The organism is Herbaspirillum sp. UBA812 (assembly GCF_002296545.1).
GTDB classification, from domain to species: Bacteria; Pseudomonadota; Gammaproteobacteria; order Burkholderiales; family Burkholderiaceae_D; genus Herbaspirillum; species Herbaspirillum huttiense.
The window spans coordinates 12,974-27,118 of the sequence record NZ_DBIC01000178.1 but is presented as its reverse complement, the minus strand read 5'-3'; the positions used below and the strand labels follow the sequence as shown (position 1 = coordinate 27,118).

10 protein-coding genes are annotated in these 14,145 nt (G+C 64.1%); 4 read left to right on the top strand and 6 right to left on the bottom strand.

Annotated elements, in window-relative coordinates; all coding sequences use genetic code 11:
- Both B3873_RS12055 and B3873_RS12050 read right to left on the bottom strand, forming a co-directional pair.
- Positions 1 to 1,841, bottom strand: a 1,841-nt coding sequence (locus B3873_RS12055) for a methyl-accepting chemotaxis protein (RefSeq protein ID WP_286866299.1), incomplete at its 3' end; no start/stop codon positions are given.
- Between the two features lie 567 nt (positions 1,842 to 2,408).
- Entirely contained in the window at positions 2,409 to 3,203 is a 795-nt protein-coding gene (locus tag B3873_RS12050; protein WP_286866301.1) for a substrate-binding periplasmic protein, read from the bottom strand.
- Positions 3,204 to 3,991: 788 nt separating this feature from the next.
- Between B3873_RS12050 and B3873_RS12045 the strand changes: the two genes are divergently transcribed.
- From B3873_RS12045 to B3873_RS12035, 3 genes are all read left to right on the top strand, one after another.
- Positions 3,992 to 4,300, top strand: a complete 309-nt coding sequence (locus B3873_RS12045) for a hypothetical protein (RefSeq protein WP_209534134.1) — start codon at positions 3,992 to 3,994, stop codon at positions 4,298 to 4,300.
- Between the two features lie 138 nt (positions 4,301 to 4,438).
- Complete coding sequence (gene rarD / locus B3873_RS12040) at positions 4,439 to 5,344, top strand: EamA family transporter RarD (RefSeq protein ID WP_209582697.1); 906 nt, start codon at positions 4,439 to 4,441, stop codon at positions 5,342 to 5,344.
- Positions 5,345 to 5,465: 121 nt separating this feature from the next.
- Positions 5,466 to 7,025: a sensor domain-containing diguanylate cyclase gene (locus B3873_RS12035; RefSeq protein ID WP_286866296.1), complete on the top strand. Its 1,560-nt coding sequence runs from the start codon at positions 5,466 to 5,468 to the stop codon at positions 7,023 to 7,025.
- 127 nt (positions 7,026 to 7,152) lie between these two features.
- Here the strand turns inward: B3873_RS12035 and B3873_RS12030 are convergent, their stop codons facing one another.
- Together B3873_RS12030 and pepN are read right to left on the bottom strand one after the other, a co-directional pair.
- A complete protein-coding gene (locus B3873_RS12030) occupies positions 7,153 to 8,154 on the bottom strand; it encodes a class 1 fructose-bisphosphatase (protein ID WP_039784418.1) in 1,002 nt (333 codons plus the stop codon).
- Between the two features lie 75 nt (positions 8,155 to 8,229).
- A complete protein-coding gene (gene pepN, locus B3873_RS12025; RefSeq protein ID WP_286866293.1) occupies positions 8,230 to 10,926 on the bottom strand; it encodes an aminopeptidase N in 2,697 nt (898 codons plus the stop codon).
- A 425-nt stretch (positions 10,927 to 11,351) separates the two neighbouring features.
- Between pepN and B3873_RS12020 the strand changes: the two genes are divergently transcribed.
- Positions 11,352 to 12,005, top strand: coding sequence for a DUF4136 domain-containing protein (locus tag B3873_RS12020; protein WP_034339484.1), 654 nt, complete (start codon positions 11,352 to 11,354; stop codon positions 12,003 to 12,005).
- Positions 12,006 to 12,011: 6 nt separating this feature from the next.
- Here the strand turns inward: B3873_RS12020 and B3873_RS12015 are convergent, their stop codons facing one another.
- A complete protein-coding gene (locus B3873_RS12015; RefSeq protein ID WP_276841571.1) occupies positions 12,012 to 12,947 on the bottom strand; it encodes a DMT family transporter in 936 nt (311 codons plus the stop codon).
- Positions 12,948 to 13,068: 121 nt separating this feature from the next.
- On the bottom strand, positions 13,069 to 14,145 hold a 1,077-nt coding region (locus B3873_RS12010), incomplete at its 5' end, for an ABC transporter substrate-binding protein (RefSeq protein ID WP_286866291.1).

The window sequence follows — 14,145 nt, the reverse complement described above, 5'->3', positions numbered from 1 at the left end:
TCCACCAGCGCTGCATTCTGCTGGGTGGTGCTGTCCATCTGGGTCACGGCCTGGCCGACCTGGGCGATGCCGGTGTTCTGCTCGGCCGTGGCGGCGTTGATGCCGACCATGATGTCGCTGACACGGCGAATCGAGGTCACGATCTCTTCCATCGTCTTGCCGGCCTGATCGGCCAGCTGCGTACCCTGCCCGACCTGGTCGACGCTGGCGGTGATCAGTTCCTTGATCTCGCGCGCCGCCGTGGCCGAACGCTGGGCCAGGCTGCGCACTTCGGTGGCCACCACCGCAAAGCCGCGTCCCTGCTCGCCGGCACGGGCAGCTTCCACCGCCGCGTTGAGCGCCAGGATGTTGGTCTGGAAAGCGATGCCATCGATCACGCCGATGATGTCGCTGATGCGGTCCGAGCCGGCGTGGATAGCCTGCATGGTCTGCACCACCTGCTGCACCACCGCGCCGCCCTGGCTGGCCACCTCGGCGGCGTCACGCGCCAGCTGGCCGGCCTGGCGGGCACCGTCGGCATTCTGCTGCACGGTCGATCCCAGCTCTTCCATGGAAGCGGCAGTCTGCTGCAGGGCGCTGGCTTGCTCTTCGGTGCGCTTGCTCAGGTCCGCATTGCCCTGGGCGATCTGGGCGCTGGCCGTGGCCACGCTCTCCGAATTGCTGCGCACGCTGCCGACTACCATGCTCAGTTGCGCCGTCATGGCCTGCATCGCCATGAGCAGACGCGCCACTTCATCACTGCCCTTGACCTCGACATGCTGGGTCAGGTCACCGGCCGATACCGCCTCGGTCAGGCGCACCGCTTCCGACAGCGAACTGGTGGTGGCACGGGTGATGGCGACCATCAGCCACAGCGCGGCCATGGCCAGCACCGCCAGCGAAGCACACAGCACGATCAGTTCATTGCGCAGGCGCGGGATCTTGGCTTGCAGCTCGTCACGCATCATGTCGAAGGACGTCGTCACCAGCACGAATTGGGTATCGATGATGCGCGTCATGGTGGACACCCATTGCGGTGCCGGCATGGTCAGCTGATCGGCGCGCACGATGGCACTGTCGGCCATTTTGAAGGCTTCGTCGGCAGCAGTGACGGCTGCTGCACGGGCGCTTTCCACCTCGGCCGGCAGGGGGTGGCGACCCGCAGCCAGCGTCAGCGAACGGCGGGCGCTTTCATAGCTGCGGCGGGCACGGTCGGACAGGTTTTCCAGGCGGGCGCGTTCTTCCGCATCGGCCTGGCCGCGTCCCAGCATCACGGCACCGCGCGCACGGGCCTGACCCAGTGCTTCGGTCAGTTGCGGCAGTTCGGACATGACCGCGCGCTGCACGTAGAACAGCGCAGCCTCCGCTTCCAGCGCCAGGCCGGAACTGTTGGCCACGTCGTCCAGCAGATCGAGCTCGCGCTTGATCAGTTGCGCATGTTGCACATTGCTCTGCGCGCCATTGATGGACTTGCTGGCGATACTTTGCGTGAGTGCACGCCAGTCGGCATTGAGGCCATCGAGCGCATCGGTGAGGGCCTTGTCTTCCAGCGGCTTGAGGCCGCTGCGCACACGGTCGAAGGTGGCATCGACTTCCTTCTGGCGCTCTGCGCGGCTGGCGGCTGCGCCATCACCATCGGCCAGATACAGGGCCGACAGACCGCGATGCTGTTGCATTTGCTTGAGCAGCAGCAGCAGCTCCCGTCCGGGTGCAAGGGCCAGCGATTCACGCTGGGCAGTGGCGAGGTCGTCGAGATTGCTGCGCACCAGGAGGGTGGTCGGCACGATGAATAGCATAAAAGCGAGTGCGCCGATCAGGACGAACTTGCGTGAGTAATTGAGATGATTGATCCAGGAACGCATGATGTTGTTGGTGTTGGAGTGTAGATAGGGCCATCGTTGCCCACTTGCGCTGTTGCGCGAGACGCTCCGTTGCGCCATCAAGCCGCGTCGATGCGGCTTTTTGCAGTCGGGCATTCTACGGATGCCACCCTGTTTTCCCTATGGATTTCAACAGTGGCGTCCAGTTTTGTTGTGCAATTCCGACCGTCTCGCCTCACATCGCTGTTCCCGATGCAAATACGAGCCCTGACTAGACTATGGCCATGCTGGCAGAGTTCCGTACGGAAAGAAAAATTGGCATGCAAGCCTGCATGTGTCACCGGAACTCACAGCGTCTCATTGAAACTCACGCGGTCTTCCCCGTGCGCGCGACAAAAGAAAATCCGCCGCCTCTGCACGCTGCGATGTGCAGAGGCGGCGGATGTGAGAATGAAGTGATGAGAAGCGAGAACGCCGCAGCGCGGCCCATGGCTTGAACGCGCTCGCTGCACAGCATCGCTGCCAGACGGCTCTCGGAGATGGCCACAGTGAGCGGTTTACATTGTTGTGCAGCTGCCGGAAACGCAAGTGCAGCCTACGGACCGGGCTTCATTTGGGGTGGCCAGTTTGATCGGGGTTGGCGGTGTCGATGCGCAGATCGGTTTCAAAACTCTGCAGCACAGCCCGCAGTTCGCCACTCTTCTGCATCGCTTCCAGCTGCGCGTTGATACGGGGCAGCAGCTTCACGCAGGGACTGGCCCGGCTCATGGCGATGTAGTTGTCACTCTCGCTGACGAAGGGGCGCAGCGGCATGAAGCGATCGGCCAGGCCGTTCTGGTTCAGATAGATCACGCCGTTGTAATAACCGGTGATGAGGTAGTCGATACGGCCCGAATCGAGCTTGGAGAAATTCATGTAAAACTTTTGCGCGGTCTCGATGATGAGATTGTCACGCAGGAATTCATCGAAGCCGCCACCGAACTGGTTGCCCAGCGTGATGGCACCGCGCTTGCCGATCAGGTCCTTCCAGCCGCCGTAGGCGAAGCGCTTGTCGCGCGCCACGAAGACCGCAATCGGATTGGAAAACAGCGGCACCGAAGCAAAAGCCAGGTAGGACTGGCGTTCCGGCGTGTTCTTGAGCGAGGACACCATCGCCACTTGCCCGCTCTCGGCCTCCTTGAGCACGCGGTGGAAAGGACCGACGTAGCGTACCTCATAGGGAATGTTGAGCGCACTCAGGGCGCGCGTGGCGATCTCGATGCTGGCACCGGTGAGGCGCTTGCCGTCGTACCAGTGCAAGGGCGCGTAATCGGAATCGGCCGAGATGACGACCTTGCTGCATTCGGCAGCGTGGACCGTCAGCGGTGCGCTGAGCGCAGTCACTGCTGCCAGCACGGCCAGCATCGCGGTGCTTGTTGGTTTGGTCATGATGTCCCCCTTGTTCTGCTTCAGCACGCAACCCTGGACAGGCGGTGTGAGCAAACCCATGCGACTGAGAATAACCCGGTTGTGCCACCTGCCAAAACGCAATTCGCGCCGCTTGGGAGAGATGCGCATTTTTGCCACAGCCATTCGTCCTTCCCTGTCTCAGATCAAGCATGCATGAGGCCGGATGGGCACGCATTGGTCTGACCCTCTGCCCGCCTGAACGCTTTTACCCACATCCTCACACAAGCTCGCAAAAGAACTTTTACTTAGCGTTTCAGCACTGCGCCAGAATGAGGGAGGGATACGTTTTGTAACGAAACGGGGGCAATGTGTCAGCTTGCAGACTGACACGTCCGGCGCGTAGCACTGCAAAAGCGGCTCGCACTTTCATCCTTTGAACGTGCCGCATTGATGCGGCCTGTGCATGGATGAGCTGGATTGCGCTCAATTCTGCATCAATCGAAAATCCTGGATTTGCGCTCGGACGCCGATCAAGCCGGCTGTCAGACGCGCGCGAAATGTCCGACAAGAACATGCTGGGCTTTCCGACTGTCGCGGCGCTGCGGTCTTCCTATGATGAACCCAAGTTTTCAGGCAATGCAGGCCACCCGACACATGTCTTCAAGTCTTATCGTGCCGTGCCTGCTTTTGGGAAACGAAGGCCAACCTGCGGATGCATGCATGATCGTATCCGCCACTGCAACTGAAGTCCCGATTGCATTCAGCGCCATCGAATGCACAACCAAGGATAAAGGAGAACAGCCATGACCAAGACCTTCCTCACCGCCGCCGTACTGGCCGCTGCCACTTTCGCCACCGGTGCCTATGCCCAGTCCTATGACCAGGGCGGCAGCTCGATGCAGGGCGCGCAACAGCAGCAATATGATTCGTCCTCGCAGTCGCAGTACTACAACTACCAGGGCCAGCAGACCGCCTCGCCGGCGGCCATGCAGGAAAGCGGCCAGAATGGCCAGTATGTGGACCGCAAGAGCTATGAAGTCCCGAGCGGCCAGCCCAACAACTATGCACGTGAACAGAAGGACGGCCCGCTGGGCACTTCCCCGGGCGCATAATTTCCTTCCTCGCGTCGACCTCAAAGCCCCGGCTCCGGCCGGGGCTTTTTGCATGCGCGCGACCCGCAGCCCCGGCTTGCCGTAGAATCGCGCTTTTGCCGGTGCCTCTTCCTCGCGCCGGACGCACCTGGTCCTGCGATGAACCCTCAACTTGTCGGCCGCGGCATCGGCTTGTCCGTGCTGGCCTCTTCCCTGTTCGCCTTTCTGTCCGGATACACTCGCCTGCTGGCCCCGCTGGATGGCACGGACATCTTTGCCTGGCGCATCCTCATCACCCTGCTCTGCGTGCTCGGCCTGCTGGCCTGGCGCGGCGAGCTGCCCCGGCTGCGCGCGGCCATGGCCGAACTGCTGGCCAGCCCCGCGCGCATCGCACTGCTGGTGCTGATGGCGGCCCTGCTGGCCCTGCAGCAATGGCTGTTCCTGTGGGGCTCGGTCAATGGCCGGGCGCTGGAAGTCTCGCTGGGCTACTTCATGCTGCCGCTGTCGATGGTACTGGTAGGCCGCTTTCACTATGGCGAGAAGATGGACCTGCTGCAGCGCCTGGCGGTGCTGTGCGCCTGCGTCGGCGTGGCGCATGAACTGTGGATGACGCGCGCCTTCTCCTGGCCGACGCTGGCAGTGGCGCTGGGCTATCCCCCCTACTTCATGTTGCGCCGGCGCATCCGGCTCGATTCCATGCTCATCTTCGCTGTGGAACTGATGGTGCTGGCGCTGCCCTCCCTGCTGGCACTGGTGCTCAGCCCGGCCACCGGCCCTACCCTGCGCACACCCGCCATGTGGCTGCTGCTGCCCGGCCTGGGCATTCTCAGCATGATCGCCCTGACCAGCTACCTGCGCGCGGGCAAGCTGCTCCCCATGGGCCTGTTCGGCATCCTGGGCTATGTGGAACCGGTACTGCTGGTCCTGGTGGCCATGGCGGTGCTGGGCGAAAGCCTGCAGCTGGCGCAACTGGGCACCTATGTGCCGATCTGGCTGTCGGTGCTGCTGACCGCACTGCACAGCGTCAAGTTGATGCGCCGGCCGGCGGTGCAGCCCACGAATTGAGGGCTTTTTCACGGACTGATCGCGGCCAGTACGGCTGAGCCATCTCCTTATACTGGTTCAAACGGTCCACCCTGGGGAGGGAACAGACCGGCCGGGAGGGGAGACACGGACGATGCGACCAATGCTGGCAAAGGCAGGGCGGGTAACGCGCCATTCCGTGGCGCGGCGGGCTCGGCTGTTCGTCGCGCTGATCTGCGTGGCCATTGCCGCCGGCCACGTCTGGCAAAGCCTGGCCGCGCGCACGGTGCAGCTGGACAACACCCGCACCTATTCCGGCAACATCGCGCGTGCCCTGGCGCGCCATGCCTATGACGTGTTCCAGGCCACCCACGGCGCGCTGATCAACATCAGCGATCGTATCGACGAGGCTGGCACCACCCACGCGCAGCTGCACACCATGAGCCCGGTCCTGCGCCGCCTGGCCAGCGAAATGCCGCAGCTCGACGGGCTCTACATCTTCGACGAGCACGGCAATCGCGTGGCCAGTTCCTCGCCGCCGCGCGCCAGCGATGCCAACAACAGCGACCGCGCGTATTTCATCTATCACCGCGATCACGACGATCCCGAACCGCACATCCATCCGACCCTGCTCAGCCGCAGTACCGACCAGTGGATCATTCCGATGTCGCGCCGCCTGAATCATCCGGATGGCCGCTTCGCCGGGCTGCTGCTGGCGACCTTGCGGCTGGACCACTTCAACGCCCTGTACCAGACCGTGGAGATCGGCCGCGACAGTTCCATCCTGCTGCTCCTGCGGCCCGGCAAGGTCCTGACGCGGCAGCCCTTCGATCCCGCCTTCATCAATCGCGACCTGAGCCTGGACCCGGTCATCGGCGAAGCGCTGGCCAGTCCAACCAGCGGCCATGTACTGCTGCATTCGCCGCTGGACGACATCGATCGCTACGTGTCGTACCAGCCGGTACAGGGCTTCCCGCTGATCGTCACCGTGACCACGTCGAGGGATGAAGCGCTGGCCCCGTGGCGGCAGCAGACCATCGTGTATGGTGCGGCGGTGCTGCTGTTGCTGATCATCATCGGTCTGTTCGGCTGGCGGCTGATCGGACAGATCGAGCTGCGCCTGGTGGCCGAGGATCGCGCGCTGCAGGTGATGGGCGAACTGCACCAGGCCAACCAGCGGCTGGAGCAACTGGCGCATCAGGATGGCCTGACCGGCCTGGCCAACCGCCGTCATCTCGATACCGTGCTGGCGGCGGAATTCCGGCGTGCCGCACGCAGCAAGTCGGCACTCTCGCTGATCATGATCGATGTGGATTTCTTCAAGCAGTACAACGACCTCTACGGCCATCAGGCGGGCGACGAATGTCTGCGCCGCATTGCCGCCGTCCTGCGCGAGCGCCAGCGCCGGCCGGGCGATCTGGCCGCGCGCTATGGCGGCGAGGAAATGCTCATGCTGCTGCCCGATACCGATGCCGCCGGAGCGGTGCAGGTGGCGGAGAAGATCCGCGCCGGCATCCAGGCACTGGAGCTGCCTCATCGCGGCAATCCGCGCGGCGTGGTCACGGCCAGCGCGGGCGTGTGCGCCATGGAATTGCTGCCAGCAGGCGAGCGCACCGTGGAAGACTTGCTGGGGCGCGCCGATGCGGCCCTCTATGAAGCCAAGCATGGCGGGCGCAATCAGGTGCGGCTGGCGCAGGCGGGAGCGCCGTCGGCGCAGAGCTGATACGCGCGCGGCAGAATCACGCACAGAAAAACCTGCAGTAAAGCGCACAGAAAAGCCGGCATGAAAAATGCCGCCCGGTGCAAACCGGGCGGCATGTTCTGCAGCAGGCGAGTGAATCGCCGGACGCTTATTCCTTGTGATAGGAGGTCACGCGCTCCACTTCATTCTTCGAGCCCAGGAACACGGCCACGCGCTGGTGCAGCTTTTCCGGCTGGATGTCGAGGATGCGCTGCTGGCCATCGGTGGCGGCGCCACCGGCCTGCTCGACGATGAAGGCCATCGGGTTGGCTTCGTACATCAGGCGCAGCTTGCCCGGCTTGCCCGGCTCACGCGCATCGGCGGGATACATGAAGATGCCGCCGCGGTTCAGGATGCGATGCACGTCGGCCACCATGGAGGCGATCCAGCGCATGTTGAAATCCTTGCCACGCGGACCGGTGGAGCCGGCCAGCATTTCATCCACGTAGCGGGTGACCGGCGGGAACCAGTGACGCTGGTTGGAGGCGTTGATGGCGAATTCCTTGGTGTCTTCGGGAATCTTGATGTCCTTCTGGGTCAGCACCCAGGCGCCCATTTCGCGGTCCAGCGTGAAGCAGTGCACGCCGTCGCCGGTGGTCAGCACCAGCACGGTCTGCGGGCCGTAGACGGCATAGCCGGCGGCGACCTGCTTGGTGCCCGGCTGCATGAAGTCCTGCTCGCTGGGTTCGGTCATGCCTTCCGGGGCCTTCAGCACCGAGAAGATGGTACCGATGGAGACGTTGACGTCGATGTTGGAGGAGCCATCCAGCGGATCAAACATCAGCAGGTATTCGCCCTTGGGATAGCGGTTGGGGATGCGGTGGATGGTCTCCATTTCCTCGGAGGCCATGGCTGCCAGGTGGCCGCCCCATTCATTGGCTTCCAGCAGGATCTCGTTGGAGATCACGTCCAGCTTCTTCTGCACTTCGCCCTGCACGTTCTCGCTGCCGGCGCTGCCCAGCACTTCGCCCAGCGCGCCCTTGCCGACCGCATGCGAGATCGACTTGCAGGCACGGCCGACGACTTCGATCAGCAGGCGCAGTTCGGACGGGATCTTGTTGTGCAGACGCTGCTGCTCGATCAGGTGTTGCGTGAGGCTGATACGTTTCATGGTGGTCTTCCTTGCAGTGGTTTTTATTTAATGAATCGGATGAATGAGTGAGGGGTCAATTATCTGTCTGACAGATCAATCGGCCAGGGCCTTGGTGATGACTTCGGCCACGTCGCGCGAGAGTTTGGGGGTAGCTGCAACCTGTTGCAGGGCCAGGCGCATCTTTTCCTGCAGCGCCGGGGTGTACTTGCGCCAGCGGTCCAGGCTGCGGGCCAGGCGCGCGGCCACTTGCGGATTGCTGCCGTTCAAGGCGATCACCTGTTCGGCCCAGAAGGCATAGCCATTGCCGTCCAGCGCATGGAAGGCCGAGGGGTTGCCGTTGCAGAAGCTGAAGATCAGGCTGCGTGCGCGATTCGGATTTTTCAATGTGAAGGCCGGATGCTCGGTCAGGGTACGCACGGTGTTCACGTCGGCGTTGCGGGCGGTGGCCTGCAGGGTGAACCACTTGTCGATGACCAGGGCTTCCTGTTCGAACTCGGCATAGAAGCGCTGCAGGGCTTCGCTCTTGCCGGGGGCGGCGCTGTTGAGGACCGCCGAGAGTGCGGCCAGGCGGTCGGTCATGTTGTTGGCGTCCTGGTCCTGCTGCTGGGCCAGGGCCATGGCTTCTTCATCATCCAGTTCGGCCAGGTAGGACAGGGCCACGTTCTTCAAGGCACGGTGACCGGCCGAAGCGGCATCGGGGCTGTAGGCACCCGGGGTCTGATGGGCGCGATACACCGCGAGCAGATCATCGCGCAGTTCGCGCGCCAGCGAGCGGCGCAGGAACTGGCGCGCCACGTGGATGGCGTGCGGGTCGATGACTTCCATCTGTTCGGCGATCATGGTTTCCGACGGCAGGGTCAGCACCAGTTCGCGGAAGGCCGGGTCCAGCGACTCGTCCTTGAGGGTGGCGCGCAGCGCTTCGGCGAGGGCGCCGTCGTGCTCGATGTTGTTGAGCACGGTGTCGACCGCCACCACATGGCCGGACTGGCGCGCGGCCTGCACGGCCACCGTCAGGTTCAGCAGACGGCGCGTGGCCAGGCGCTGGCCGGCTTCCCAGCGGTTGAAGGCATCGCTGTCATGGGCCATCAGGAAGGCCAGTTCGGCATCGCTGTAGTCGTATTGCAGGACCACCGGGGCGGAGAAGCCGCGCAGCAGCGAAGGTACCGGTTTTTCATCGACGTTGATGAAGGTGAAGCTCTGTTTGGCCTTGGTCAGTTCCAGCACACGCGTGGTGGCGCCGGCCTTCTTCTCGCCTTGCAGGGTCAGCGCCAGGTCACGGCCCTGCGCATCCAGCAGGCCCACGGCCACCGGAATGTGGAAGGGCTGTTTCTTCTTCTGGCCGGGCGTGGCCGGGCAGCTTTGTTCCAGCGTCAGGGTCAGGGTCTTGCGCTTGGCGTCGTAGTCCGCGCTGGCTTGCACCAGCGGCGTGCCAGCCTGGCTGTACCAGCGTTCGAATTGCGACAGGTCGCGGCCATTGGCGTCGGCCATGGCGGCGCGGAAATCGTCGCAGGTCACGGCCTGGCCATCGTGGCGCTTGAAGTACAGATCCATGCCCTTGCGGAAGCCGTCGCGGCCCAGCAGGGTCTGGTACATGCGCACCACTTCAGCGCCCTTTTCATAGACGGTGACGGTGTAGAAATTGTTGATCTCGACGAAGGAGTCAGGACGCACCGGATGGGCCATCGGGCCCGCATCTTCCGGGAACTGCGCCTGGCGCAGCACCCGCACGTCATCGATGCGCTTGACGGCGCGGCCGCTGTCGCTGCCGATCATGTCGGCCGAGAATTCCTGGTCGCGGAAGACGGTCAGGCCTTCCTTCAGGGACAGCTGGAACCAGTCGCGGCAGGTGACGCGGTTGCCGGTCCAGTTGTGGAAATATTCGTGGCCGACCACCGCTTCGATGTTGGCGAAGTCGACATCGGTGGCGATGCGCGGATTGGCCAGCACGTACTTGGTGTTGAAGATGTTCAAGCCCTTGTTTTCCATGGCGCCCATGTTGAAGTCGCCCACCGCCACGATCATGAAGCGGTCCAGGTCGAGGTCCAGGCCGAAGCGTTCCACGTCCCAGGTGATGCTGTTCTTGAGCGACTCCATGGCGTGCTGGGTCTTGTCGAGGTTGCCCTCTTCCACCCACACCTGCAGCAGCGCATCGCGGCCCGAGTGCAGCCGCACGGTTTCTTCCTGGCAGACCAGCTGGCCGGCCACCAGGGCAAACAGGTAAGAAGGCTTCTTGAACGGATCTTCCCACTTGGCGTAGTGGCGGCCATCGGGCAGCTCACCCTCTTCGATCAGGTTGCCGTTGGACAGCAGCACCGGATAGCGCGCCTTGTCGGCGCGCAGCATGACGGTGAATTTGGCCATCACGTCCGGACGATCGGGGAAGTAGGTGATCTTGCGGAAGCCTTCGGCCTCGCACTGGGTGAAGAAATTGCCATTGGACACGTACAGGCCCATGAGCGAGGTGTTGCGGTCCGGATGGACCAGGGTCTCGATCTCCAGCGTCACCTTGGCCGGGGCGGCGGGGATGGTCAGCACGCCGCCAGCGATGCGGAAATCGCCCTTGGCCTGCGAGAGCGTCTTGCCGTTCAGGCGCAGGGCCACCAGTTCCAGCTCCTCGCCGAAGAGGATCAGGTCGCGGCCCTTGGCGGCCGGGTTGCGGGTCAGGGTGATGCGGGTGGCCACATGGGTGTCAGCGGGATCGAGGTCGAAACCCATCTCGACGGTGTCAGCCAGGTAATTGGGAGCGGCGTAATCTTTACGGTAGATCGTCTGGGGCGTATCGGTGCGCATGGAGGCCTGTCCGGGAAGGGAAATGGAGGTCAGAAAATGAGGGCTAAAGTGAAGGCTAAGACAGCAGAAAGCCAATTCAGGTGCAGCAAAAACCCGATTTTACCAATCATCCCGCACTGCGCGAATGGAATCGGCCGGATTTGCCGCGCTCGTCTCCATCAGGGACTGTTGGCGGGAAGCATGGTTCATATCGGCCTCCGGCCGGTACAATGGCGAAACCGGCCCTTGCCCCAGATTGGGGCGAAGCAGGCAGGCGCAGCGGGGTTTTCCGGCTGTCGCTTTCCACGCGGGATCAAAATGGCCGCGCGCAGGGTCTGACGAGGCAAGGTTTTTTGCCTTTTGCTTCATATCGCCCCGAAAGCGCCCTTCCCACGGCATCCCAGCCTTCTGCCCGGTGCCCGGCTTTTTTCTGATGGAGTTCGTTCATGAAACGCTGGCTTTATCCCCTTCTTGCAGCGGCCAGCCTGCTGCTGTCCGGTTGCGCCTCGGTGATCGAGAGCAACGTCACCTCTTTCCACGCCTGGTCGCCCGACTACAACCAGCGCGCCTATGCCTTTGCGCCCGCCAAGGAACAGGAGAATGACCTGCAATACCAGAACTACGCCGGGCTGATCCGCCAGGAGCTGCAATTCCTCGGCTTCACCGAGGCGCGCGATCTGAAGTCGGCGCAATTGCAGGTCAGCTTCGGCTACGGGATGAATACCGAGCAGGTGGTAGTGAGCCGGCCGGCCTATGATCCCTTCTTCTACGGACCGGGGCCGGGCTGGGGACGCTTTGGTCCGCGCCCGTTCGGCTTCTACGGCCCCTACGGACCGTTCTATGATCCCTTCTGGTATGGCGGTCCGATGCAGACCACCAGCTATCCGGTCTTCCTGCGCCGGTTGCAGATCGGCATCAGCCAGGCCAGCGACGGCAAGAAGCTGTTCGACGTCGTGGTCGACAGCGAAGGGCAGCGTGCCGGACTGACGGCCGCCATGCCGGCCATGGTGCGCGCAGCCTTCGAGGATTTCCCCGGCCCGAGCGGCGTGACGCGCCACATCCGCATCAAGGTGGACAAGAACGGCCAGCCGGAGAACTGATCCTGCTCACCCGTGCGGCGGCCGCCCTAGCCGCTTGCCCAGGCCCCAGATGCTCAGCAACAACAGCGCGCCGCCCAGCCACTGGGTAGCGCTCAGGGTCTGGCCCAGCAATACGGCGGCCAGCAGGACCGCCGTGAGAGGTTCGATCAGGGTCGCCACGGTCAGCGCCGTGGGCGTCAGGCGTGCGGCGCCCCAGCTGAACACCAGCAGCGCCAGCGCCGCCGTGACCACCCCCAGGTACAGATACCAGGCTTGCGGCGGCAAGCCGCTGGGCCAGTGCAGCGGCCGCGCCAGGCTGGCCAGTCCCATCACCAGCGCCGCCACCACGGTCAGGCAGGTTGCGGAGGGGCCGGCCCCCAGCGCCGTCGAGAGCCGTCCGCTGACCAGCGTGAATCCGGTATAGAGCAAGGCCGAGGCGACCGAACAGGCCAGCCCGATGAGCAGGTCCGTCTGGCCTGATGCCGCACTGCCATTGGCCTCATGCCGCGCCACGATCAGCACGGTGCCGCCCAGTGCGGCGGCGAGCACCGCTGCCAGCGTCCAGTCCAGCTTTTCCTGCCCGCGCAACAGCGCGATGACGGTGGAAAACACCGGTGGCAGGCACAGCGCGATCAGCGTGGGAATGGCCGCGCCGATGCGCTCGATTCCCAGGAACCAGAACAGCACGTAGCCGGCCATGGTGGTCCCGGCCAGCACCACGGGCAACAGCAGCGCGCGCAGGGTCGGCAAGTGGATGCGTGCGCCGAATACCAGGCACAGGAACACCGCACCGACCGCAAAGCGCCAGAAGGAGATGTCGCCCGGCGCGAATCCGTATTGCGCGATCAGGATGTTGACCACCAGGGCTCCGGTGCCCCACAGGAAACCGGCGCTGCAGGCGGCCATCAGGGCCACGCCGGAGTAGGCGGGCGCAGCCAGCGAAGAGGAGCGGGAACCAGACACGGCGGATCCTTGATGAGGGTGGCAAGGGAGGCGATGGCGTACGGACGGTCGCCGGGCGCAGCGTCACAGTGTAGCCGATCAGGACAGGGACGCGCCGGGCGGCTGCTCCGCTGCCCTGCCCTCAATTGATGAAGCGTCCCCCCGCGCCGATGGCGGTGAGGTCAACGAAATCGGACCCGCTGTGATCGGTGCGCCCGAACTGCAGGCTGAAGCCGCCGCCATCGTAGTTGGCCGGGGTGATGCTCTCCAGCGCCCGGATCAGGCCGGCACGCGTAAGTTGCGGGCCGGCGCGGCGCAGGCCCTCGACCAGCACGCGGGCGGCGATGTAGCCTTCCAGCCCGATGAAATTGCAGCGCGCGCCGGGGCTGCTTTCCAAGGCCTTCTGGTATTCGTAGACGATGGGCAGCCTGGCCTTGTTGGGAAATGGCACCACCTGGGTGATCTCGGTACCGACCCCGGTCTGCTTGAGGCGTGCGGCCAGCGACAGGCTGCCGACGAAGGAATAATTGGAAAACCCGCCCAAGTAGCCCGCCGCCCGCATGCGCGTGATGAGCGCCGCGGCCGGCTCGTAGGACACGGCCTGGATCACCACATCGGGGCGCATCTTCATGAACTGTTCTGCCGCCGGCCCCACGGCATCGCTGTTGCGCTCGATGGGCATGCTGCCGACCAGGGTCAGTCCGTATTGCGCTGCGCGCTGGCTCAGGTTGTCCAGCAGGCCCTTGCCGAGTTCATCGTTCTGGTAGAACACCGCCACGCGCTTGCGCCCGGTGCCCTGCAGCTGGCGCAGCAGGAAACCGGTTTCCTGCTCGTAGCTGGCGCGCACGTGGAAGATCAGGCGATTGAAGGGTTCGCGCAGGGCGGCGGCCCCGGTGTGCGGGGCGATCAGCGGAATGCCGGCCTCGCGGATGGCCGGCAGCGCCGCCAGCACCGTGGGTGTGCCGGAAAAACCGAACAGCGCGAATACCTTGTCGCGCCAGATCAGTTGCTGGGTATTGGCCAGGGTGCGTTCGGGCTGGTAGCCGTCATCCAGGCTCAGCAGCCGCACGCGCCGCCCATACACGCCGCCACGGGCATTGACCTGGGCGAAATAGCTGCGTGCCCCTTCCTGGAAGTCGCGCCCGACCTCGGCGGCCGGGCCGGTAAAGGGGGCCGACTGGCCCAGCACGATTTCCTGCGGGCTCACCCCGTTCTCGGC